This window comes from Chryseobacterium gambrini (assembly GCF_027920505.1).
In the GTDB taxonomy this organism is placed as follows: Bacteria; Bacteroidota; Bacteroidia; order Flavobacteriales; family Weeksellaceae; genus Chryseobacterium; species Chryseobacterium gambrini.
This window is the reverse complement of sequence record NZ_CP115857.1, coordinates 3,139,449-3,161,522: the sequence shown is the minus strand read 5'-3', so window position 1 is coordinate 3,161,522 and position 22,074 is coordinate 3,139,449. Positions and strand designations below refer to the sequence as shown.

General features: G+C 35.9%; 21 protein-coding genes. 14 read left to right on the top strand and 7 right to left on the bottom strand.

Going from position 1 to position 22,074, the window contains the following annotated elements; translation table 11 throughout:
• Positions 1–67: 67 nt before the first annotated feature.
• The 4 genes from PFY09_RS14435 (at position 68) to PFY09_RS14420 (ending at position 5,405) form a co-directional block, all read left to right on the top strand.
• Positions 68–2,797, top strand: coding sequence for a TonB-dependent receptor (locus PFY09_RS14435; protein ID WP_271160164.1), 2,730 nt, complete (start codon positions 68–70; stop codon positions 2,795–2,797).
• A gap of 92 nt (positions 2,798–2,889) precedes the next feature.
• Complete coding sequence (locus tag PFY09_RS14430) at positions 2,890–3,321, top strand: hypothetical protein (RefSeq protein WP_087708792.1); 432 nt, start codon at positions 2,890–2,892, stop codon at positions 3,319–3,321.
• A 32-nt stretch (positions 3,322–3,353) separates the two neighbouring features.
• On the top strand, positions 3,354–4,346 hold the full coding sequence (locus PFY09_RS14425) for an aspartate-semialdehyde dehydrogenase (protein ID WP_271160163.1): 993 nt from the start codon (positions 3,354–3,356) through the stop codon (positions 4,344–4,346).
• 54 nt (positions 4,347–4,400) lie between these two features.
• Positions 4,401–5,405 (top strand): cation diffusion facilitator family transporter, encoded by a 1,005-nt coding sequence (locus PFY09_RS14420; RefSeq protein ID WP_268052481.1) that lies wholly within the window; start codon positions 4,401–4,403, stop codon positions 5,403–5,405.
• Between the two features lie 19 nt (positions 5,406–5,424).
• Here the strand turns inward: PFY09_RS14420 and PFY09_RS14415 are convergent, their stop codons facing one another.
• Positions 5,425–5,853: an exosortase F system-associated membrane protein gene (locus PFY09_RS14415; protein ID WP_271160162.1), complete on the bottom strand. Its 429-nt coding sequence runs from the start codon at positions 5,851–5,853 to the stop codon at positions 5,425–5,427.
• Positions 5,840–6,370 (bottom strand): exosortase family protein XrtF, encoded by a 531-nt coding sequence (gene xrtF / locus PFY09_RS14410; protein ID WP_076391615.1) that lies wholly within the window; start codon positions 6,368–6,370, stop codon positions 5,840–5,842. Before xrtF ends, PFY09_RS14415 begins: the two co-directional genes overlap by 14 nt.
• A gap of 48 nt (positions 6,371–6,418) precedes the next feature.
• Between xrtF and PFY09_RS14405 the strand changes: the two genes are divergently transcribed.
• From PFY09_RS14405 to PFY09_RS14380, 6 genes are all read left to right on the top strand, one after another.
• Positions 6,419–7,435, top strand: a complete 1,017-nt coding sequence (locus PFY09_RS14405; protein ID WP_271160161.1) for an aminoglycoside phosphotransferase family protein — start codon at positions 6,419–6,421, stop codon at positions 7,433–7,435.
• A 36-nt stretch (positions 7,436–7,471) separates the two neighbouring features.
• On the top strand, positions 7,472–7,876 hold the full coding sequence (locus PFY09_RS14400; protein WP_108409021.1) for a GxxExxY protein: 405 nt from the start codon (positions 7,472–7,474) through the stop codon (positions 7,874–7,876).
• 113 nt (positions 7,877–7,989) lie between these two features.
• Entirely contained in the window at positions 7,990–8,400 is a 411-nt protein-coding gene (locus PFY09_RS14395) for a RapZ C-terminal domain-containing protein (RefSeq protein ID WP_271160160.1), read from the top strand.
• 116 nt (positions 8,401–8,516) lie between these two features.
• A complete protein-coding gene (locus PFY09_RS14390) occupies positions 8,517–9,230 on the top strand; it encodes a nucleotidyltransferase family protein (protein ID WP_076391607.1) in 714 nt (237 codons plus the stop codon).
• A gap of 7 nt (positions 9,231–9,237) precedes the next feature.
• Positions 9,238–9,990, top strand: a complete 753-nt coding sequence (locus PFY09_RS14385) for an LOG family protein (protein WP_108409019.1) — start codon at positions 9,238–9,240, stop codon at positions 9,988–9,990.
• 58 nt (positions 9,991–10,048) lie between these two features.
• Positions 10,049–10,519: a DUF6702 family protein gene (locus tag PFY09_RS14380; RefSeq protein ID WP_228427521.1), complete on the top strand. Its 471-nt coding sequence runs from the start codon at positions 10,049–10,051 to the stop codon at positions 10,517–10,519.
• Between the two features lie 66 nt (positions 10,520–10,585).
• Here PFY09_RS14380 and PFY09_RS14375 read toward each other — a convergent pair whose 3' ends face one another.
• The 3 genes from PFY09_RS14375 to PFY09_RS14365 form a co-directional block, all read right to left on the bottom strand.
• Positions 10,586–11,095 (bottom strand): hypothetical protein, encoded by a 510-nt coding sequence (locus tag PFY09_RS14375; RefSeq protein ID WP_271160159.1) that lies wholly within the window; start codon positions 11,093–11,095, stop codon positions 10,586–10,588.
• A gap of 73 nt (positions 11,096–11,168) precedes the next feature.
• The gene (locus PFY09_RS14370) at positions 11,169–12,560 is read right to left on the bottom strand and encodes a DUF5689 domain-containing protein (RefSeq protein WP_076391599.1); all 1,392 of its coding nucleotides are present in this window, start codon (positions 12,558–12,560) and stop codon (positions 11,169–11,171) included.
• A gap of 36 nt (positions 12,561–12,596) precedes the next feature.
• Positions 12,597–15,470: a carboxypeptidase regulatory-like domain-containing protein gene (locus tag PFY09_RS14365; protein WP_076391597.1), complete on the bottom strand. Its 2,874-nt coding sequence runs from the start codon at positions 15,468–15,470 to the stop codon at positions 12,597–12,599.
• Positions 15,471–15,722: 252 nt separating this feature from the next.
• On the opposite strand from PFY09_RS14365, the gene PFY09_RS14360 reads away from it, so the two are divergent.
• Complete coding sequence (locus PFY09_RS14360; RefSeq protein ID WP_116097241.1) at positions 15,723–16,913, top strand: endonuclease/exonuclease/phosphatase family protein; 1,191 nt, start codon at positions 15,723–15,725, stop codon at positions 16,911–16,913.
• A 49-nt stretch (positions 16,914–16,962) separates the two neighbouring features.
• Positions 16,963–17,385, top strand: coding sequence for a DUF6146 family protein (locus PFY09_RS14355; RefSeq protein WP_271160158.1), 423 nt, complete (start codon positions 16,963–16,965; stop codon positions 17,383–17,385).
• A 49-nt stretch (positions 17,386–17,434) separates the two neighbouring features.
• On the opposite strand, the gene PFY09_RS14350 is transcribed toward PFY09_RS14355, so the two are convergent.
• Both PFY09_RS14350 and rho read right to left on the bottom strand, forming a co-directional pair.
• On the bottom strand, positions 17,435–18,031 hold the full coding sequence (locus PFY09_RS14350; RefSeq protein ID WP_271160157.1) for a superoxide dismutase: 597 nt from the start codon (positions 18,029–18,031) through the stop codon (positions 17,435–17,437).
• Between the two features lie 497 nt (positions 18,032–18,528).
• A complete protein-coding gene (gene rho / locus PFY09_RS14345; RefSeq protein WP_271160156.1) occupies positions 18,529–20,379 on the bottom strand; it encodes a transcription termination factor Rho in 1,851 nt (616 codons plus the stop codon).
• 146 nt (positions 20,380–20,525) lie between these two features.
• Between rho and PFY09_RS14340 the strand changes: the two genes are divergently transcribed.
• Together PFY09_RS14340 and PFY09_RS14335 are read left to right on the top strand one after the other, a co-directional pair.
• Entirely contained in the window at positions 20,526–20,915 is a 390-nt protein-coding gene (locus PFY09_RS14340) for a DUF4293 family protein (RefSeq protein WP_076391587.1), read from the top strand.
• 174 nt (positions 20,916–21,089) lie between these two features.
• A complete protein-coding gene (locus tag PFY09_RS14335) occupies positions 21,090–22,010 on the top strand; it encodes a M28 family peptidase (RefSeq protein WP_271160155.1) in 921 nt (306 codons plus the stop codon).
• Positions 22,011–22,074 lie beyond the last annotated feature (64 nt).

Sequence of the window (22,074 nt, the reverse complement as noted above, 5' to 3'; positions counted from 1 at the left end):
GTTAATATTAGTTAAAATAAATTTCCTCAATTTTGCAGAAAATTAAATCTAACTATTACTAACGATTATGAAATTAATCAACAAATCAATGCTAACTGCGATAATTACATTATCCACAGCTAGCGTTTATTATGCTCAACAGGTTAAGGACACTGTAAAAGATACAAGGTCTAAAGACATTGACGAGGTAGTGTTAATTGGAGTTGCTGATATCGCAAAAGATAGAAAAACTCCTGTAGCAGTTTCAACAATCAAAGAAGCGCAAATCGTTGAAAGATTAGGAAATCAGGAATTCCCTGAAATCTTAAATACAACCCCATCTGTATATGCTACAAAAGCGGGTGGTGGTTTTGGAGACTCTAAAATTAACATTAGAGGATTCGCACAGGAAAACATTGCTGTAATGGTAAATGGTGTTCCCGTGAATGATATGGAAAACGGAGCTGTTTATTGGTCTAACTGGTCTGGACTTTCTGATGTAACTTCTGCAATGCAGGTACAAAGAGGTCTTGGATCTTCAAAATTAGCCATTGCTTCTGTTGGAGGTACAATTAACGTATTAACAAGAGCTGCTGATAAAAAGCAGGGAGGAACTGTTTCTTTGGGTCTTGGTAATAATGATTATTTAAAAACTTTATTTGCATATAATACAGGTAAATCTGCGAAAGGATGGTCTTCTTCTTTCTTAATGAGCAGAACTGCAGGATCGATGTATGCAGACGGAACAGAATTTGAAGGATACAACTATTATTTTGCCTTAGGATATCAGCCAAATAAAAAACATGATTTCCAGTTTACCATTACGGGAGCTCCTCAATGGCACAATCAGAGAACAACCTATTCTACTATTCAAAATTACATTAAATATAATTCTGATAATGACGGAACTCCTAACAGAAGATACAACGCAGACTGGGGATGGAGAAACGGTGAAGTTTTATCAAACAGAGTAAACTACTATCACAAACCAGTAATGTCATTAAACTGGGATTGGAATATCAGTTCAAAATCTAAATTAAATTCAGTATTCTATGCTTCTTTCGGTAGAGGTGGAGGAACTGGAGATTTAGGTAGAATTCCAACAGGTGTAGGTACTGCAACAGGAGGGGTAAACTCTTTCGTTGATGCAAACGGACAAATTGCGTATGACAGAATTTTTGCTACAAACGCAAATGTTAATCTAAACACTGCTGCAGCAGGTAGCACTTTAGTAAGAAGATCATCTATCAACTCTCATAACTGGTTTGGAGCAATTATTAGTTTTAATCATAAAATTAATGATAACTTAAACTTCACAATTGGTACAGACGACAGATATTATTACGGATATCATTATCAGGTACTTTCTGATCTTTATGGGGCAGCAGGATACAAAGATAATACGAATAAAAACTTTTACACTGCTCCAGGAAATCTATATACTGTAACTCCAAGAGTAGTTTCCAATACATTTAAAGCTGAACCTACTTTCAATCCGTTCGGAGGAAAAAGAAACAGCATGGATGATATGGTAGGATATAACAATGATGGTGAAGTTCTATGGTATGGAGGATTTGGTCAATTAGAGTACTCTAACGATAAATTATCTGCATTTGTTTCAGGGGCATTGTCTAACCAGTCATTCCAGAGAATCGATCACTTTATCATCGATGGAGTTACCCTTTTAAATGGTCAGCAAGCAGGTTTCAGAAACTCAGCAACATCTACCGCTATTGCTCAGCCAACCGCTACAAATCCATTATTGTATGAAAAAACAGGCTTTAAAGATATTGTAGGATATAATGTAAAGGCAGGTGCTAATTATAACATTAATGATCAGCACAACGTTTTTGTAAATATCGGATATTATTCTAAGCAGCCTTTCCTTAATGCTGTTTACCCAAATAACAAAAACTACTTAAATCCGAACTTAACGAATGAAAAAATCTTCGGTGTTGAGGCAGGATATGGATTCCGTTCTGGTATCTTCACAGCTAATTTGAACCTTTACAGAACTGAGTGGAGAGACAGATTCTTAAGAAGAGGTAATCTATCTTATACTTATCCTGATCCGGCTAATCCAAGTTCAACAATTTCAACAACGACTGCTTATTCAAACCTTCAGGGAATCACAGAAATCCACCAAGGATTTGAAATTGAAGCAAATGCTAACGTTCACAAAATGTTAAGCCTGTTCGGTATGCTTTCTGTAGGTGACTGGTATTATAAAGGTAATGCACAAGGAAATGTATTTAGTGAAACAAATGAACTAATCAGTGCAGATACTCAGACACTTTATATAGATAAAGTTAAAGTTGGTGGAGCAGCACAAACTTCAGCAGCAGTTGGATTTACATTCAAGCCAACAGACTGGTTCTCATTCGACGGAACCTATAGAGGAATTAAAAATTTATATGCTAACTTAAACCTTCTTAACTTCTCCAATCCGGATGCAGGAAACCAAGGTGCTTTAGAATTACCTTCTTATGGTTTAGTTGATCTAGGAATATCTTTTAAAATTAAATTAAACAATCCTAAACAATTCTTTACGATTAGAGGTAATGTTTATAACTTGCTGGATAAGACTTACATTGCAGAATCTAATACAAACATCAAAACTGGATTAACTCTAGATCAGTATATTGCAGTAAATAAACCTCTTCAATCAACACCATTAACCACTGCTCAGATTGCAACATTAACGTCTAACTATCAGGCGTACCAGGCGGCAGGAACATGGAATGGAGTAAGCCAACAAAACCAGGTTTATTTCGGATACGGAAGAACATGGTCTGCAACCCTGTCTTTCAACTTCTAATAAATACATAAATTAGATTTTATAAATATCAATCCCGGCTTTTCGCCGGGATTTTTGCTATATTTGTGTCTGAAAAACAGAAAAAAATAAATATGGACTTTTACAACATTTTACTTAATGCTCACAAAGGATTCGGATATCTGGAAATTCTTTTAGTGACGCTGTTTGTTATTGCACTTTTAGCAACCATGTTCGGATTCAGTGGAAAAGTAAATAACTTCCTTAAGAAGACCACTCTTTTTACGATGATCTTTTTCCATGTTCAATTCTTATTGGGATTGGTAATGCTGATTATCAATTTCTCTAATGGTTTAAATATGGGTGAAGTGATGAAAAACTCAGCATTAAGATTTCAATACGTAGAACATCCGTTTTCTATGCTGATCGCCGCTGTTTTAATGACGATCGTTAACAAAAAAGTAAAAACAAACCCTACGATTTCTTTAGGAGTCGTAATTATGGGATTAATTGCTGTAGGTTTATTTGCATTCGCGTTCCCATGGGCGAGAGTCTTCGGGGCATAAATATATTAACAAAATAATTTTTAATTAAATCAATGAAAGTAGCTGTAGTAGGTTCAACAGGAATGGTTGGACAAGTTATGCTTAAAGTTCTCGAAGAGAGAAACTTCCCTATCACCGAACTAATTCCGGTAGCATCCGAAAAATCTGTAGGTAATAAGGTGAAGTATAAACAGGAAGAATTTACGATTGTAAGCATGAAAGACGCTATAGCTGCCAAACCGGATATTGCTATTTTTTCTGCCGGTGGCGGAACGTCTCTTGAATTCGCTCCTCTTTTTGCAGAAGCAGGAACAACAGTAATCGACAATTCTTCAGCATGGAGAATGGATCCTGATAAAAAACTGGTGGTTCCGGAAATCAATGCAGATGTACTGACGAAAGAAGACAAAATTATTGCAAATCCGAACTGTTCCACTATTCAGTTAGTAATGGTTTTAGGACCTCTGAACAAAAAATACGATTTAAAAAGAGTCATTATTTCCACCTACCAATCCGTAACAGGAACCGGTAAAGCTGCTGTAGATCAGTTAAACGGAGAAATCAGCGGAGACGATTCTATTGCAAAAGTATATCCTTATCAGATCTTCAAAAATGCATTGCCGCACTGTGATGTTTTTGCAGACGACGATTACACGAAAGAAGAGATTAAATTAATGAAAGAGCCTAAGAAAATCTTAGGGGACGATACTTTTAATTTAACCGCAACCGCAGTAAGAGTTCCAGTTCAGGGAGGACATTCTGAAAGTGTAAATATTGAATTTGAAAACGAATTTGATCTTGACGAGGTAAGAAAAATCTTATCTGAAACTCCCGGAGTTGTAGTGGTAGATAACGTGAAAAACAACGAATATCCGATGCCGCTGTACTCGGAAGGAAAAGACGAAGTCTTCGTAGGAAGGATAAGAAGAGACCTTTCGCAGCCCAAAACTCTGAATCTCTGGATCGTGGCAGACAATCTGCGAAAAGGAGCCGCAACGAACGCGGTACAGATTGCAGAATACCTTGTAGAAAATAACTTAGTATAAACTAACAAACATAAAAAGAGTCTCAGAATTGAGATTCTTTTTTTTATCAAACCTATGAACGTTCAGAAGAATAAAAGTAAAGATAAATTAGCCTTTCAGAAACTTATAGCCGCTTTCGGAGTTATTCTCTTTATCGGAAAAATTATCGCCTGGAAACTGACGAATTCCGACGCTGTTTTTTCTGATGCCATGGAAAGTATTGTAAATGTCATCAGTGCCTTTATGGGGCTTTATTCACTGTATCTCGCGGCAAAACCAAGAGACGACGATCATCCATACGGACACGGAAAAGTAGAATTCGTAACTTCAGGAATCGAAGGAGCCTTAATTGCCATTGCAGGAGTTATGATTATCTACGAAGGCATTAACAGCTTAATTGTCGGAAAAGTTTTAAGCAAAATAGATCTCGGAATCTGGATCATTGCCGCTACTGCCGCTATCAACTATTTATTAGGCTATATTTCCATTCAAAAAGGGAAAGCCGAAAATTCTATCGTTCTTATTTCATCCGGAAAACACCTGCAATCCGACACCTTAACAACACTTGGCGTTGTCGTGAGTTTAATTGTAGTATACTTTACCAGAATTTATTGGCTGGATTCCGTTGTTGCCTTAGGTTTCGGTATATATATTATCGTAGTGGGATACAAAATAGTCCGCAAATCCTTAAGTGGAATTATGGACGAGCAGGATCCCGATCTTCTGGAACAAATCATACAGGTTTTAGAAGAAAACCGAAAAACGGAATGGATTGATGTTCACAACATGAAAATCCAGCAATTCGGAGCGCATCTTCATATTGATGCACATATTACTTTGCCTTGGTATTACAGCCTTCGTGATGCACACAATGAAATGGAAAAAATGATCATCCTTTTGGCAAAAAATACAAAAAGAACAGTGGAATTTAATTTTCATATGGATGATTGTAAACCAATTTCATGTTCCGTTTGTCAAATATCAAATTGCCCTGTCCGCGAAAAAGATTTTGTAAAAAGGGTGGTTTGGACTCCGGAAAATGTGACTTCTGTGGATAAGCATTCCATTGAAGACAATTAAAATATAACTTCTAAAAATTTTATTGACTGATTTGTTTTCTGTAATAAAACATGGGAATAATAAGAAGTAAAATCAAAGGCTGAATGACAAACCTTCTCATATAAAAAGAAAAAAGATACCCGATTTCAAATCTGTCATAAATACAGTATAAATAAATCGGAAAAGTGATCGCAAAAATAATCGTAATTAAAATAGCACCCTGAATTGTCCATTGCCTGTTTTTAAACCAAAAGTGAATAACAACGCATGAAAATAACAGATTCAGAATAAACCGGAAAAGATATCCGGAAATTAATTTTCCCCATTCAAAAGAGGGAAAAGGAATATTTTTATTGGCTTCATGGAAGTAATTGAGAAATGGATCATAGAAAATCCTGTCTTCAAGTATTCTTACACTTACAAGACCTAAAACTCCCAATATGACTAAAACCCAGTTAAGATTTTTCATGTTTTAATGCAAAAAATTTTATCCAGACCAGCCATAGTAACACTACCGTTCCGTAAATAACCGCCGGAAAAATATAATCATGTGCTATTTTGCCATATTCTTTGTGATTCAGAATCACAATATTCAACCCTGCAATTCTTAAAACATTAATGATATAAAGCAAAACCAGTCCTAGAATTACAAAAACAAAGGTCTTTTTTCCTTTGTAAAAGGCAAAAACAAATGCCACAAAAAGAATCATCACAGAAACGGCATTGCAGCCTTCCACCATTCTCGTAGGATATTCGTTCCGGACATAAAAATACACCTGTTCGCCTTTAACATCATCATACAGTTGTGTTGAAAAACCCATAAAGTTCTGGATATCCCTCACCTGCTCTGCAATCATTCTCGAAAAGGGATCAAGACCTTCTTTCTGAAAACTGTTCAGAAAAAACTGATACGCAAAAAGCAGCACCAGATAAATGATGATGAAGCGCAGCAGAATGCCCAAAACAGGTTTAAAATCCTTTAGCATAATGCAAATATAGAAATTAGCCTGTAAATTATTATATTTGTGACATCTATGATTTCCGAATACGCCCAAAATTTTTTTGAAAATTATACTGGAAAACAACCTTCTGAGTTGATCAATTTAGCTCAAAGTGGTTCCGCGAGAGTAAATTTTATTGCGAAAACTGATAAAAAGTTTATCATTACCTACAACGAAAATATAGCGGAAAATGAAAGTTTTTTGCATTATTCGAAAATATTTTCAGATTTAAAGCTTAATACTCCTAAAATTTTTGCCGTTTCGGATGACCGTAAAATGTATATTCAGGAGTTTTTAGGAGACAATACCCTTTCTGAAATTATCTCAAAGGAAGGTTTATCTGAACATGTAAAATTTTTGGTAAAGCAAACCCTCCAAAAACTGTATCAGTTACAGATTTCAACACAGAATAAAATAGATTTCACCAAAACTTTCGAATATGAGAGCTATGATGAACTTCCGGTAATGCACGATCTGTATTATTTTAAAAATTTCGTGGCGGATGTTTTGGAGCTGGAATATCACAAATCTACCCTTCTGAAAGAATTTAAAAAAATTGTTGCCCTGATCGAAAGTCTGGAACCCAAAGGATTGATGATCCGCGATTTTCAGGCAAGAAACATCATGGTGAATGATCAGAAAGAAGTCTCGTTTATCGACTATCAATCGGCAATGAAAGGTCCGTTGATGTATGATGTCATTTCTTTTCTGTTTCAGGCAAAAGCAAACTTTCCGGAAGATTTCAAAAATGAGATGCTGAATTTGTATATAAATCAGTTTGAAAGTCAGGAAATTAAATACAAACTAAATTTTTCGGTAAAACCAATTCAACTGATGAGGTTTCTTCAGGTTTTGGGAGCTTACGGTTTCCGGGGATTAATTCAGAGAAAACCGCATTTTATTTCAAGCATAGAAAAAGGAATCGAAAACATTACTGCATTTGCGCAAAACTGGGAAAATATGAACGATTATCCCGAACTGGTAAAAGTGATTAAACAATTGAGTTCAGATAAAATAAAATTGAAAATTGAAGAAATATTAAACCATTAAGATTTATATTTAAGAAGTTAAGCATAGTTAAGTGTTATGACGAAAAAAGAAATTACACAATTATCTTATGAAATTACCGGTTTTGCAATAAAAGTTCACAAAACACTTGGACCCGGTTTGCTTGAAAGTATTTATGAAGAATGTTTAAAAATTGAACTCATTAACAATGGATATGATGTAAAACAACAACTTTTTACAACCATTAATTATGAAGGAGTTGATATCAAAACGAAACTGGTTGTTGATTTGCTTGTAAATGATGCTGTTATAGTAGAATTAAAAGCAATCGAAGAAATTTTGCCTATTCATGAAGCTCAATTATTAACTTACATGAAAGTTTTGAAAAAGCCTCAAGGTCTGTTAATCAATTTCTTCACCGATAACATAACCAAATCTTTAAAACCTTTTATTAATGAGTATTTTAAAGAGCTTCCAAACTAAATTTTGATTTATCAAAAATCTTAAATAAACTTAACTTCTTAAATATAAATCTTAACGGTTTAAGAATAAATAAATAAATAAATAAATAAATAAATAATTATAAAATTAAAAAAATGCTACACATCGACATACACAGTTTTTCGTACAAAAAAGGAGGAATTCCGAAAGATGAAACAGGAAACGGAGGAGGTTTTACGTTTGACTGCCGCGGAATTTTAAATCCGGGAAGAGTGGAAGAATATAAAACCCAGACCGGAAACGACATCGGTGTTCAGGAATATCTTGAAACTCAAACCGAAATGCCTAAATTTTTGGAATTAATCAAGAATCTTGTTTCCATTAATATAGACAATTATCTGGAAAGGGGATTTGAAAATCTCCAGATCAACTTCGGCTGTACAGGAGGACAGCACAGATCGGTTTATTCTGCGATAAAAATCGCTCATTTTATTGAAGAAAAATATGGTGAAAAAGTTGAAATCAGCCTTCATCATGACGAACAGCATCAACTTAATCATAAGTAATGAGTAATGTGCAATAAGTAATATTTTTAAATTCGTTGATATTTTACTACTTATTGTTTTTAATTTTTACACGATCATTTTATTACTCATTACCAATTACTCATTACCCATAAAAAATGAAGGCACTTATTTTCGCAGCCGGAAAAGGAACCCGACTGAAACCATTCACCGACCATCATCCGAAAGCTTTGGCAAAGGTGAATGAAGTTCCGCTTCTGGAAAGAAATATTAAATATTTAAAAAATTTCGGAATAAACGATTTTGTCATAAACATTCATCATTTTGGAAATCAAATAGTTGATTTTTTAAAGCAGAACGATAATTTCGGATGTAAAATAGAAATCTCCGACGAAAGCGAAGAGCTTCTGGAAACCGGAGGCGGCTTAGTTTTTGCTAGAAAATTTCTCGATCATGGAGAAGATTTCCTGATCATGAATGCCGATATTCTTACCAACATTAATATTACAGAATTTGTAGAATATCATAAAAAGATAAAAGATTTTGCTACTTTAGCTGTATCGGACAGAGAAAGCTCAAGAAAACTGCTTTTTAACGACGATATGGTATTAAGAGGATGGCTGAATGTACAGTCCGGAGAGCAGAGACTGGCAGAATTCAACAAAGGATTCAAAGCTTTGGCTTTCAGTGGAGTACATTGCATCAATCCGCTTATCTTTGAAAAAATAAAAAGAACAGGCAAATTTTCTGTTATGGAAGAATATCTGGATCTTATGCAGACCGAGCATATCCATGGGTTCCTTCACGACAGTATTCTGATCGATGTCGGAAGACCGGAATCTGTAACGGAAGCCGAAAAATATTTTAAATAATTGTACAATGGGAATTGAAGGAACGAGGGATGAAAGTCTGGTAAATCCTGAATTTGACAGTAACGAAACGAAATTACAAAACAGCCTCAGACAAAAAACCTGGGACGAAACCATTACGAAAGACAGTTGGATGGTTTTTAAAGTAATGGCGGAATTTGTGGATGGCTATGAAAAGCTGGCTAAAATTGGTCCGTGTGTTTCTATTTTCGGATCTGCAAGACTGAAGCCACAAAGCAAATACTACAAAATGGCGGTGGAAATTGCTGAGAAAATTACAAAATTAGGCTTCGGAATCATTACCGGAGGTGGTCCCGGAATTATGGAAGCCGGAAATAAAGGTGCTTTCAACACTCAGGGGAAATCAATTGGTCTGAATATCGATCTGCCCTTTGAACAGCATTTTAATCCTTACATCAATAAATCATATTCGATGAATTTCGATTACTTTTTTGTAAGAAAAGTAATGTTTGTGAAATATTCTCAGGGGTTTATTGTAATGCCGGGAGGATTTGGAACACTGGATGAGCTTACGGAGGCTTTAACGCTGATTCAAACCAATAAAATAGGAAGATTCCCTATTGTTCTGGTCGGTTCGGAATTCTGGAGTGGATTACTGGATTGGTTTAAAACCACTTTGCTGAAAGAAAAGATGATCCACGAAGAAGATCTTGAGCTTTATCGTGTGGTAGACAGTGCTGATGAAGCGGTAGCGCACATCAAAGCTTTTTATGATAAATATTCCGTAAACGTGAACTTTTAATTGGCACATTATTTGTGACTTAAAACTAACAATCATGATTGTAAATCTATTATCTAAGATGAAAAAAATTTTATATATATCAGGAATTTTAACATTTTTTGTGTTAATGAGTTTCACGTATGTAGACTTTTTCTCTTCAATGACTAAAGTGGATTATATTGATGGAAGCAAAACATTGAAGTTCACCACAAAAATGAATACAAATCATATTTCTGATGCGATAAAGATCAACCCGAATACGGCAGGATTTGAAGCAGAGGTTAAAAAGTATGTAAACAATAATTTTGATGTGTACGTCAATGGCTCACCGAAAACAATAACATTTACGGGAAGTCAGGTCAGCGGAGAAACTGTATGGGTATATTTTGAGACGGGAGGCGTTTCCGACATCAGTACCTTAAGAATAAAAAATACGATCCTTTTAAGCGCCTTTCCTAAGCAGATCAACCTTGTGAATATTGCTTATAAAGGAAGCCAGAAAACAATGAATTTCCAGCGCGGAAAAGAGGTAAACGAAGTATCTTTTTAAAGACAATACAATTAATAATGAAACCACTGCTTTTGCGGTGGTTTTTTGTTGGAGCTGCATCTGATTTTAATCTTCCCAATAAAATCCGGTTGTCCAATGCATTGCATTTAATACTACCTCTTCCAGAATAAAATTATCTGGAAAATCTTTAAAACCCGATTTATCCTTTAATTCATTCATCACATTATGAGCATTTTCATAGCTTGAAAATATGCCGATATATCTTTCATCATCCAGATAAGTATGAATTGTATAAATATGACTCAGACAAAAAACCGATTCTAATCCCAGCTTTTTTATTGATATTATAGTTGCATCAACCTCATCTCCAGATTCCTGATAATCTCGCCCGATCTCTCCTATAGCTTCGGTAAATCCATCATTCCAGTTAACTTTATCTAAAATATATTTCCGAATTACAAAACTTTCCGGAAACATTTTAAAACCTGATAATCGGATAGCCTTGGTTTTTACTTCTTCAAGTTCTTTTAAGTCGCTAAAATATCCTAATCTTTTAGAATCTGTGTGGGTTTCATCTGTATAGGTGTGGTCTAAAATGTAAACGAAGTACTGCATGATTTATGGGTTTGGGCAAAAATAAAAAGACTGTCTAAAAAGACAGCCTTTATTATTTAAATTTTCAAAATTCTTACTGAACCTGAATGTTATCCAACTGGATTGTTGTAGTAACACCACTTCCGTTTCCGGTGTATTCGAATAATACAAATCCGTTACCCGTTAAAGAAGCAGGGAAACTATAACTTCCTGCAGGTACAATTGTTCCGTATCCACTTGTAGGTGTTACCGGAATTGTAAACGCAGAAGTAATATCTGTCTTTGTAGCCTGAGTAATATCTCCAAGCGGAGTATAGTTGGTAGTATAGTATACTTTTAAAGCATTACCGTTAAAAAATCCTACGTTTACGTCAAATTTCAGTGTATTTGCTGCTGTAAAATCAACAGGTACTGCGAAATACGTTACATAAGGTCCTGTTCCTGAATTCGCTCCCAATTGGATGTATTTGTTTCCGCTGAAAGTCTTTAACTGCCAGTATCTGTTTCCTAAAAGTGGATCGTTTACATATTTAGGATATACTTCAAGGTTAGCCGGAGTGGTAGCATAACTTTCAAAGTTTTCAAGGAAAGATCCTGAATACGTAATTGCAGTTCCTCCTTTTGGCGGAGTTGCATCTACTCTTGTTCCTTTGAAGTTAATATCATTGGTATTTCTGATCAGCATCTGCCAAGTTGAATTATAACGGCTTACTACGAAAGTAACATCTCCGTTTCCTGTAGGCAATGTTTTAGATCCTTCGGAGAAGAAACCTGAGTTTCTTAAAGCTGCACTGTTTCCAGATGCATCTTCCAAAGTTCTGTCTGTATCTACTCCTGCACCTGCAACATAATCGATAAATGTTTTTGCTGTAGGATAAATATCTGCAATGGTAAACTGTGTGTTAGGAACTTTTACCAAAGTATTGATGTACTGATCACTCTTTGCAGCAGCAAGATTTGGTAATTCCAAAGGCTTGATGGTAACTACTTCAAGACCGTTTCCGTTACAAACTCCTGAAACATATCTGCTTAACAAAGAAGCAGGCACTCTTCCGATTGCGTAAGTAGGATCTACAGAACCGATTTTCACCGTACCTCTGTCTAAACCTAATCTAAGACCTTTCGCGTTAATTCTGATGTGTGCACCTACCGGGAAATCTGCATAGTTGCTAGATCTGTCTACCTCAATCTGCAAACCTGCAGTCGGGTTTTCCGGCTTATCCTGGAAAGAAATTGTTTTATAGAAGTTTCCGTTTTCGTCTGAAGAAACTACATAACCGTCAAAAATCTGGTCGTTTGAAATTAAAACGTATCCTGTAGAAGGAGCCTGAGCTTTGAATGCTGCCAAAGTCATGGTAGGAGCAGGGAATCTGTTCTCGCACTTAATTGGCGGAGTATCCCACTCGTCTTTCTGAACACAAGATGTAATAGAAATTGCTGCGAATGCAACTCCTGCTACTAAACTTAAGTATTTCTTTATTGTCATTTTATTAATTTTTTAGAATAATTAGTGAATTGATTATTAGAATCTAAACTGTAAATTTACAAAATATGATCTTCCCTGAGTGTACCAGTATTTTGGTGCAAACAAAGTATATTCTCTGCTTAAATCTTCAGAAAAGCTTGGATAAACCGCATTTCTAGTCTGTTCAAATCCTCCTGTAATATATTTTCTGTTATTTAAAATATTGTTTACCGTAGCAGAAATTAAAACATAATATTTACCGATTACCCAAGATTTTCCTGCATTCGCATTCAGGAAGAATGATGAAGGCAGTTTGTTTGGTTCCAGCACTTTTCTAAGATCACTTTCTGTAAGTCCGTAGTATGGTGTTCCGGAAACATTATTCTGAACGAAAGATTCTGTTCTTACCAACGCAGCAGGATCCAGATAATTTTCATCAAAATAATTCCAGTTGGCACCTACCCACCAATATTTAGGATTGTTGTAACGGAAACCTACTGAGTAAGCCTGTTGAGGAGTTCCTCCCTGACGATAATTATTAATGTATGATTTTCCAAGATCTACATACGGAAGACCGTTTGCAAAAACGCCTACTGCATCTGATGCAAAATAAGTTCTCGGATCATTCTTATAAGTATACTGGCCAATGCTCGCTAAACCTTGCAATGATAATGTAGGTAAAACCTTAACATCAACTCCAAGTTCAACTCCCATATTTCTTTTCTTAACATCCGTCATTACCTGAGATACGAAAGCACTCTGAACATTGGTCTGGTTACCGTCTGCATCCACACTGTTTAATGGAATACCGTCTGCAAAGAATCTCTGAACCGTAGTTTCGTTGTCTGTATCAACTAAATAACCTGTTAATCTTAATTTTAAGAAAGGAGAAGAAATAACATAGCTAAGATCATTAGCATTTACCGTCATGCTCTTCACGTTGGGTGCTACAGATCCGTTTACTCTAGGATTCACGAATAAATCTTCTAAATAAGGTGCCTGATTATAATATGCTCCGTTGTACACAAAGAAGTTTCTACCGTTCAGCCTGTAAACGACTTGCCCTTTCAGACCATAGTTCCAGTAGTTATAATCCATTCCTTTTCCGTAGGAATCTTTATATAAATAGTGATTGAAAAGACCTTCTCTGTTGGAAGAAGAATATCCCGCCAATGCAGATACAAATACATCAAAAGCTCCTGCTGTAAATCTTACCCCCGGATTTACTTTTACTTCCTGTCTTCTGAAAATGTAGTCGTAAGTCATTTTATCACCTACTTTCTTCGTTACATTTTCTTCACCCTGATTGTATAATCCTGATTTTCCGGGCTGGTTTGTTGCTGCAAACGGGTCTCTGTTCAGTACAAAATCAGCACCTAAAAGATCGTTTACTTCTCTGTACTGCTCAGAACGGTAATTCTGATAAGATACGTTTAATAAGAATTTTGTATTATCGTTGAAGTTGTGAACAAAGTGAGTAGATGCATTCCAGATTTTATCGTCGCTTACATCATTTACTAAATAATATAATGCTCTTTTTCCGGTCTGTCCATAGTAAGTTCCTGCAGGCTGCTGCATATTTCTCTGGTACAATCTGTCCCAGTTAAGCTGTGTAAAGTTCGGATCGTTTGAAGTCCATCCGTTCATAGCTGCCTGAAAAGCCTGTTGAGCTGTTGTTCCCGTTACTCCCGTTGGAAGCGTTACAGATGCATTAGGATCTAATGAATCGTAATAACTTGGTAAATTTCTGTAGTATGTAGGAGAAGGGTTCTGTACATTCTGCCAGTCTAAACGGGATCCTTTATCTTTTCCGAACTGGTAAGATACAGATGTCCAAAGAGTATTATTCTTATTAATTTTCCAGAAATCCTGAATCTGGAAGATCGGCTGGAAACCTTTTCTTACTCTTTCACTTCTCTGCTCTCCGTCCTGATATCCCCAATAAGAATTGTAATGAACTCCTCTGTAGTTGTACACTTCCTGAGTACTCGGACTCGCGGTAGATCTTCTGTAAGGCGCACCGATAAAGTTGAAAGTCATCGTGTGCTTATCGTTAAATTTCTTTTCAATTCCCAAATAAGCTCCGTAAGCATCATAGAAGGTTCCTTCCTGAATACCTTCTTCCGCCCATCTTCTTGCTCCCATTGCAGTAAACGCCCATCCGCTTTTGCTCATTCCTGAGCTGTAACGTAGAGATGTTCTGTTTCTGTAATTTCTGTTGGTTAAAGACTGAGTAAACTGAAATCCTTTTCTGTATTCACTCGCTTTAGTATTTTTATAAACTACCGAGCTGTTTCCACCAAAAGCATATTCCGAAGGTGAATGGTTTGCTGAAATTTCAGGGTATCTTGTAATTTCGTTAAGTCCTCCCCAGTTTCCAAAATCTACATTACCATTATCAGACTTGATCATGGAAACACCATTTAACATGGTTTCTCCAAATCTTCCATCGATTCCTCTTGGACGGAACCAATAAAATCCTAAATCAAACGCTGCGATTCTGCTGAAAATATCCTGAGATGACTGCAGTAAGCCTACTGTAGAAGCCTGTCCGCTGTTGCTGTCCTCATCGTCTCCATCACTGTCAATGATTGCTAAACCTTGGTCCGCGCTTGTAAGTGCAGAATATAGGGTGATTGTCCCTAAATCCTTTTTCTTCTCACTGTCCATTACATCAAACTCCATTACTTTGGTTTCGTAATTCGGTTTTGTAATCACAATTTGGTAATGCCCCGGCTTCAGGTCTACAAACTGGAAGTATCCGATTTTGTCAGCCGTTACATCATTGTCATTCCCTTTAAGATCTACTTCTGCCCTTTCAACGGGCTTTCCTTCAGCATCTTTTAAATAGGCAGAAACCGTAGTCTGTGCAAAATAGTATGATGCTGGAAGTAAAGTAAATAAAGAGACTAATGATAGTTTTTTAATCATGAGTATATTTATTTTTTTAAATACTTTTCTTGTTAATTCTCAACAGTTTAAAAGTTGGGGACGCAAATTTAGTCAAAATTTAGAATTTACAACTTTTTTTACGTTATTTTTTCTTAACATTGCAAGCTTTTAAGAATCATTATAAATAAAAACGTAAATACCACATTTTAAATTTACAAATATTTAAAATAGCGGGAAGTTAAAAAAAAGTAAATTTGCAGATTAAATAATATTAATAATAACTCTAAGAGAATGAAGAAATTTTTGAGTTTTTTTGCCATCATTTTTTCGATAATGGCATTTTCACAACAGCAGGGAAAACTGAGAAAGGTGGCTACTGTAGGTTTTTTGAATGTGGAAAACCTTTGGGACACCATTCAGTCAGCAGATTATATCGACGGGACTAAAGATATTAAAAATCCGGCTTTCCACAGAAGTATCCCTTTGGATTCCGTTAAGTTTTTAGAAGCTGAAAAATACGACGGACCATGGAGCGATGGCGCTTTAATCGGTAAAAAAGTAGTAAGATACCAAGGCGGCTCGGAAGAATTCACTCCAAAAAGTGCTAAAAACTACAATACGAAAGTGTATAAGGCGAAACTTGCCAACGAAGCCAAAGTAATTTCTGAAATGGGAGCGCAATACACTAAAACGGCTCCTGCAGTCGTAGGTTTAATTGAGGTGGAAAACAGGCAGGTTATTCAGGATCTTATTAATGAACCGGCACTGAAAAAATATGATTACGGAATTATCCATTACAATTCTTATGATTACAGAGGAATTGATGTGGCTTTGATTTATCAGAAAAGAAGATTTACCCCTACCAATTCTCTGAAAAAAGAACTGAAAGTTTTCGGTGACGAAGGAAAAAGAGAATATACCAGAGATATCTTGGTGGTTACAGGTTTCCTTGATAATGAAAAGGTAGCATTCTTTATGAATCACTGGCCTTCAAGAAGAGGGGGTGAAGCCGTTTCTCTTCCTAAGAGAAATGCAGCAGCAGCTTTACTGAAACAACAGATGGACAGTGTAAGAGCAGCAGATCCTTCAACAAAATTATTTGCAATGGGAGATTTTAATGATGATCCTGTAAGTGCAAGTTTAAAAAATCACCTGAAAGCACAGCCAAGCCCGAAAGATTTAAGTGATGCCAATCCTTATCTTAACTTAATGTACCCTTTGTATAAAAAAGGAGTTGCTTCATTAGCGTATCAGGATGCACCGAATTTGTTTGACCAGATTATTGTTTCTAAAAATTTAGTTTCAGATCAGGTAACAAAAGATTATTCGGTTTATAAGGCTGAAATTTTTGCTCCGGCTTACTTAGTGAATAAAGAAGGGAATTACAAAGGATATCCTTTCCGATCATGGAACGGCGACCAGTTTACCGGCGGTTACAGCGACCACTTCCCGGCATTTGTAGTTCTCCAGAAAGAACCATAAAAATACAAGGCACTCAGATTGAGTGTCTTTTTTTTTGTAACTTTATAAGATGAAAAATTTAGTTTTACTATTAATACTTTCTTTATTTTCAGTCTATTGCTCTGCGCAGAGCAATCCTAAAAATGAAAAAGAAAAGTCGGAAATGAAACCATCAAAGAATAATGATGGAGAATGGGATCTTACGGTAATCGATACTCAGTTTGATTATTTTCTGAATGCCATTGCCAAGCCAATCAGCCAATATTCTGAATCTTATCTGAAAAACAGAAATACTTTTCTGGTCACAGAATGGAATTCCTACTATAGTTCCGGAAGATACAGAAATGTGATAGAATCATCCATTGACTATGATCCGAAAGAAAAATACGGTATTAAATTCGAATACAAATTGTATCAGGTTTTTGCGTATGTAAACTGGAAATATGGTTTAAAAATGAACGGACTTTCGGGAAGTGATACCACAAGATACTAAAAAAGGTTCAGAGCAATTCTGAACCTTTTTTTATGAAATAGTTGAATAATTATTTGTTGAATAATTCTTCTACTTTATCCCAGTTTACTACTTCGAAGAATGCTGATACATAATCAGGTCTTCTGTTTTGGTAATTTAAATAATAAGCGTGCTCCCAAACGTCAAGTCCTAAAACGGGAGTTCCTTTTACGTCTGCAATAAGCATTAGCGGGTTATCCTGGTTTGGAGTTGAAGAAACGGTAACAGAACCGTCAGCATTTTTTACCAACCAAGCCCATCCTGAACCGAATCTTGTTTTAGCAGCATCAGAAAAATCTGTCTTGAATTTTTCAAAACCTCCGTAAGCTTCGATAGCAGCTTTTACATTTCCTACAGGCTCTTTGCTTCCGCCCGGAGTTAAAATTTCCCAGAATAAAGTATGGTTAAAGTGTCCTCCTCCATTGTTTCTTACTGCTGGTTTATCAGTTCCTGTCTGGCAGATTTCTTCAATAGATTTTCCTTCAAGATCAGTTCCTTTAATCGCATTATTTAAATTGTCTACATATGCTTGATGATGTTTTGTATGGTGGATTTCCATTGTTTTTGCATCTATTGTCGGCTCTAATGCGTCGTAAGCATATCCTAGTTTTGGTAATTCAAATGACATAATTTTATTTTTAATGTTATTACCCAAATTTAGCCATTATTTAATCTATATTCAAAAAATGGGGATTACTTTAATAAATCTTTAACATTGATATATTGATTTAGAATGAATTAAATTTTCATGGTAAGAAAGTCTAATGACGGAAGCTTATCAATTTTGAAAAATTTATTTTTGAATTAAAGCTGATAACAAATCAAAGGGTTCAAACAAGAATTTTTTCAGACTTTATTTTAATGCTATATTGAACTCTTTCAGGATCACAAATTTTGTGGATCCAATGATGTACTGAAATATCAGACAAAAACCCTAGCCTCGATTGCAGCAATTGTCTGAGCTCATTTAATGATTTCGGCGGCGGCTTCGCCGCCGCCGAAATCATTAAATAGCGAGTGCGGAAAGCGAGATAAAGCTCCAAAAGAATAATTTAATTTCAAACTAAAAACGAAAAAGCACGAACATTAAACGTCCGTGCTTTCTTTTAACAAATTAAATTCAATTTATTTATTCATCGACATCAGGAATTCTTCGTTATTCAACGTTCCTTTGATGTTTTTGTCTACAAATTCCATTGCTTCGATTGGATTCATTTCAGAAAGATATTTTCTTAAGATCCACATTCTCTGGGAAGTTACCTCATCCAGAAGCAGGTCGTCTCTACGGGTACTTGAAGAAACGAGATCGATAGCAGGATAAATTCTTCTGTTGGCAATTTTTCTGTCCAGTTGAAGTTCCATGTTTCCTGTTCCTTTAAATTCTTCAAAGATCACCTCATCCATTTTAGAACCAGTGTCAATAAGAGCCGTTGCGATAATTGTTAAAGACCCTCCTCCTTCAATCTTTCTTGCAGCTCCGAAGAATCTTTTCGGTTTGTGAAGCGCATTCGCATCAACACCTCCCGATAAAACTTTTCCCGATGCGGGAGTTACGGTATTGTAAGCTCTTGCCAATCTTGTGATGGAGTCTAATAAAATCACCACATCGTGTCCACATTCTACCATTCTCTGCGCTTTCGCCAGAACAAGGTTAGCCACTTTTACGTGCTTTTCTGCCGCTTCATCAAAAGTAGATGCAATAACTTCTGCATTTACGCTTCTTTCCATATCGGTAACCTCTTCCGGACGTTCGTCGATCAGAAGAACCATCATATAAACTTCAGGATGATTGGCTGCGATAGAATTGGCAATATCTTTCAGCAACATGGTTTTACCGGTTTTCGGCTGTGCAACGATCATTGCTCTCTGTCCTTTCCCGATGGGTGCGAAAAGATCCACTACTCTGGTAGAAATAGTAGAGCCTTTTCCGGCAAGATTGAATTTTTCCTGTGGGAAAAGCGGGGTTAAATATTCAAAAGCCACACGGTCTTTAATGAAAGCAAGATCACGTCCGTTAACTTCTGTGGGTCTTAATAAGGAAAAATACTTTTCTCCTTCTTTCGGTAATCTTACAATCCCTTTTACGGTATCTCCTGTTTTCAGGCTGTAATTTCTGATCTGTGCCGTAGAAACGTATACGTCATCCGGTGAAGAGATATAGCTGAAGTCTGAAGAACGTAAAAATCCGTAATTGTCCGGTAAAATTTCCAAAACCCCTTCAATGCTTACCATTCCGTCGAAACTGAACTCCTTTTTAGGCTGTTCGTACTGTTCCTCCGTTTTCTCAGAATGCTGCTGTTGCTGCTTATTCTGATGCTGATTTTGGTTTTGATTCGGATTTTGGTTATGGTTTTGATTTCTATGCTGGTTTCCGTTGTTGTTCGGATTGTTGTTTTGTCCTTTTTGGGATCTAGCCTGATGTTGAGGGGTATTATTCGGCTTTTCTTCTGCTGGAGCAGATTCTTGGGATTCTGTGTTTTTGGGAGCTTCTATTTTTTCCTGAGGCGCTTCTGCGTTGGTTGTATTGGCAGGAGAAACTCTTTTCCTCTTTTTCTTAGCCTGTCCTGTTGCCGTCTGTTCTTCCGTTGCTGCTGCAGGTTCTGCTTTGGTTTCTTCGGGTTTAGGTTCTTCAGAAACGGTTTCTTTTACTTCTGCTTCAGCTTTTTCCTCTGCTTTAGGATTTGTTTCTTCAGCAGGTTTTGCTTCAGCTTTTGTTTTAGCTGTCGTTTTTTTCGGAGCAGCTTTTCTGGCAGTAGCCTTCGCAGGTTTTTCTGCCGGTTTTTCCTCAGTATTCATACTGGTTTCAGTAGCGTTGAAATATTCTTTTGCTACTTTTGGATTGGAAGCCTGAAAGTCAAGAATTGCAAAGATTTTGTCATTTTCAGTGCTGTTTCTTGCAACTTTAACGCCTAAATCCTTTAAGATTTTAGTCAGTTCCGTTACGGATTTTGACCTTAACGTTTCAATGTTAAACATATTTAGTGTAAAAAATGTAATTAATTGTGAATAAGAAAAGTAAGTCAGGTGACTGTTGTTTTCAAGTACATTCGTATAATGCAAATCTACACTTATTTTTGAATTGTGCAAAATTTATATTACTTTTGCGTAGAATTTAATATTCAATGCTACAAAGAATACAGACTATATGGACTTTTTTAGCAGTGTTAGCTGCTGTATTTCTGTTCATTACAGGAGAAGATGTTGTAATTTCAGACAGCTTTCCTGTGATCAATATCGGATGTATCGTCCTTGTTTTGGTGGGAGTACTCAGTATTTTCAGCTTTAAAAACAGAAAAAGACAAATATTGCTGAACAACATCAGCATTATTATAAACGCTTTGTTGATTGGTGTATTGATGTACTGGTTACTAAAATTATCCGGAGGAATAGATTTTCCTGAGAAGGGTATTGAGCCGGTTTTCTCATTAATTGCGGTGATCTGTCTGCTTATTGCAAACATTTACATCAAAAAAGATGAGAGGCTCGTAAAATCTGTGGACAGACTTCGATAACCTTACAACGATTTTTTGAGTGAGAACAGCTTCTTTCAGGAGCTGTTTTTTATTTTGTATATTTTCAGAATTATTCGTCTTTAAGAGATGTTTTTCCTATTATTTTTCAATTAAATATATTTGTATGCAACATTTCCGTTTATACTGCGACAGATTGTTTATAAATTATTAAAAATGAAAAAACTCACCTATCTTACCTTTACGCTGTTTTCAATATTTTCTTTTGCGCAGGAAGTCTCTTCAGAAAGAGTACGGAATATACTTTCAACACTGGCTTCAGATGAAATGAAAGGCAGAGAAATCGGAACTGTGGAAAATGATAATGCCGCCAATTATATTGCAAAGCTTTTTAAAGAAAACAATTTAGATTTCTGCACCGGAAATTCTTATCTGGTTCCTTTTATATACAAAGAAAAAACCGTTTATAATGTTTGCGGAGTAAAAAAGGGAAAAACGGATAAATTCTTAGGCTTTTCCGGACATTTTGATCATATCGGAACCAGCAATAACCCCAAAGACAATATTTACAACGGAGCCGATGATGATGCAAGCGGAATTACCACTCTGGTAGGAATTGCAGATTATTTCAAAAATAAAAAACCTGAGTTTTCTTTGGTTTTCATGGCATTTAACGGAGAAGAAAAAGGAATGCTCGGTTCCAGAGCTATTTCAAAAGACGAAAATTTAAATCAAATTTATGATCATATGGCTGCTCTTTTCAATTTTGAAATGGTGGCTACAGAATCTGCTTTCGGAAAGAATGCTTTGTTTATGACGGGTGATGAATTTTCGGATCTTGATGAATTGTTTAATAAAAATGCGGCAAACGGCTTAAAAATAAATCCCGATCCTTATGCTTCGGAACAGCTTTTCTACCGATCAGACAACGTAAGCTTTGTAAAAAAGAAAATTATTGCCCATTCTTTTTCCACGGTAGACATGACGAAAGCGACGCATTATCATCATGAAAACGATGATGTAAATGTTGTGGATTTCGAGAATTTAACCACCATCATCAATAATTTCGGAAAAACTTTAGACAAACTTTCACCAAAGAATTTTGAACCGAAGTATAACGATAAAGTGAAATTTTAAAATTCGATATCTAAAGCTACCTTTCTTCAGGTGGCTTTGTTTTTTCTGAGAAATATCTGCCCGA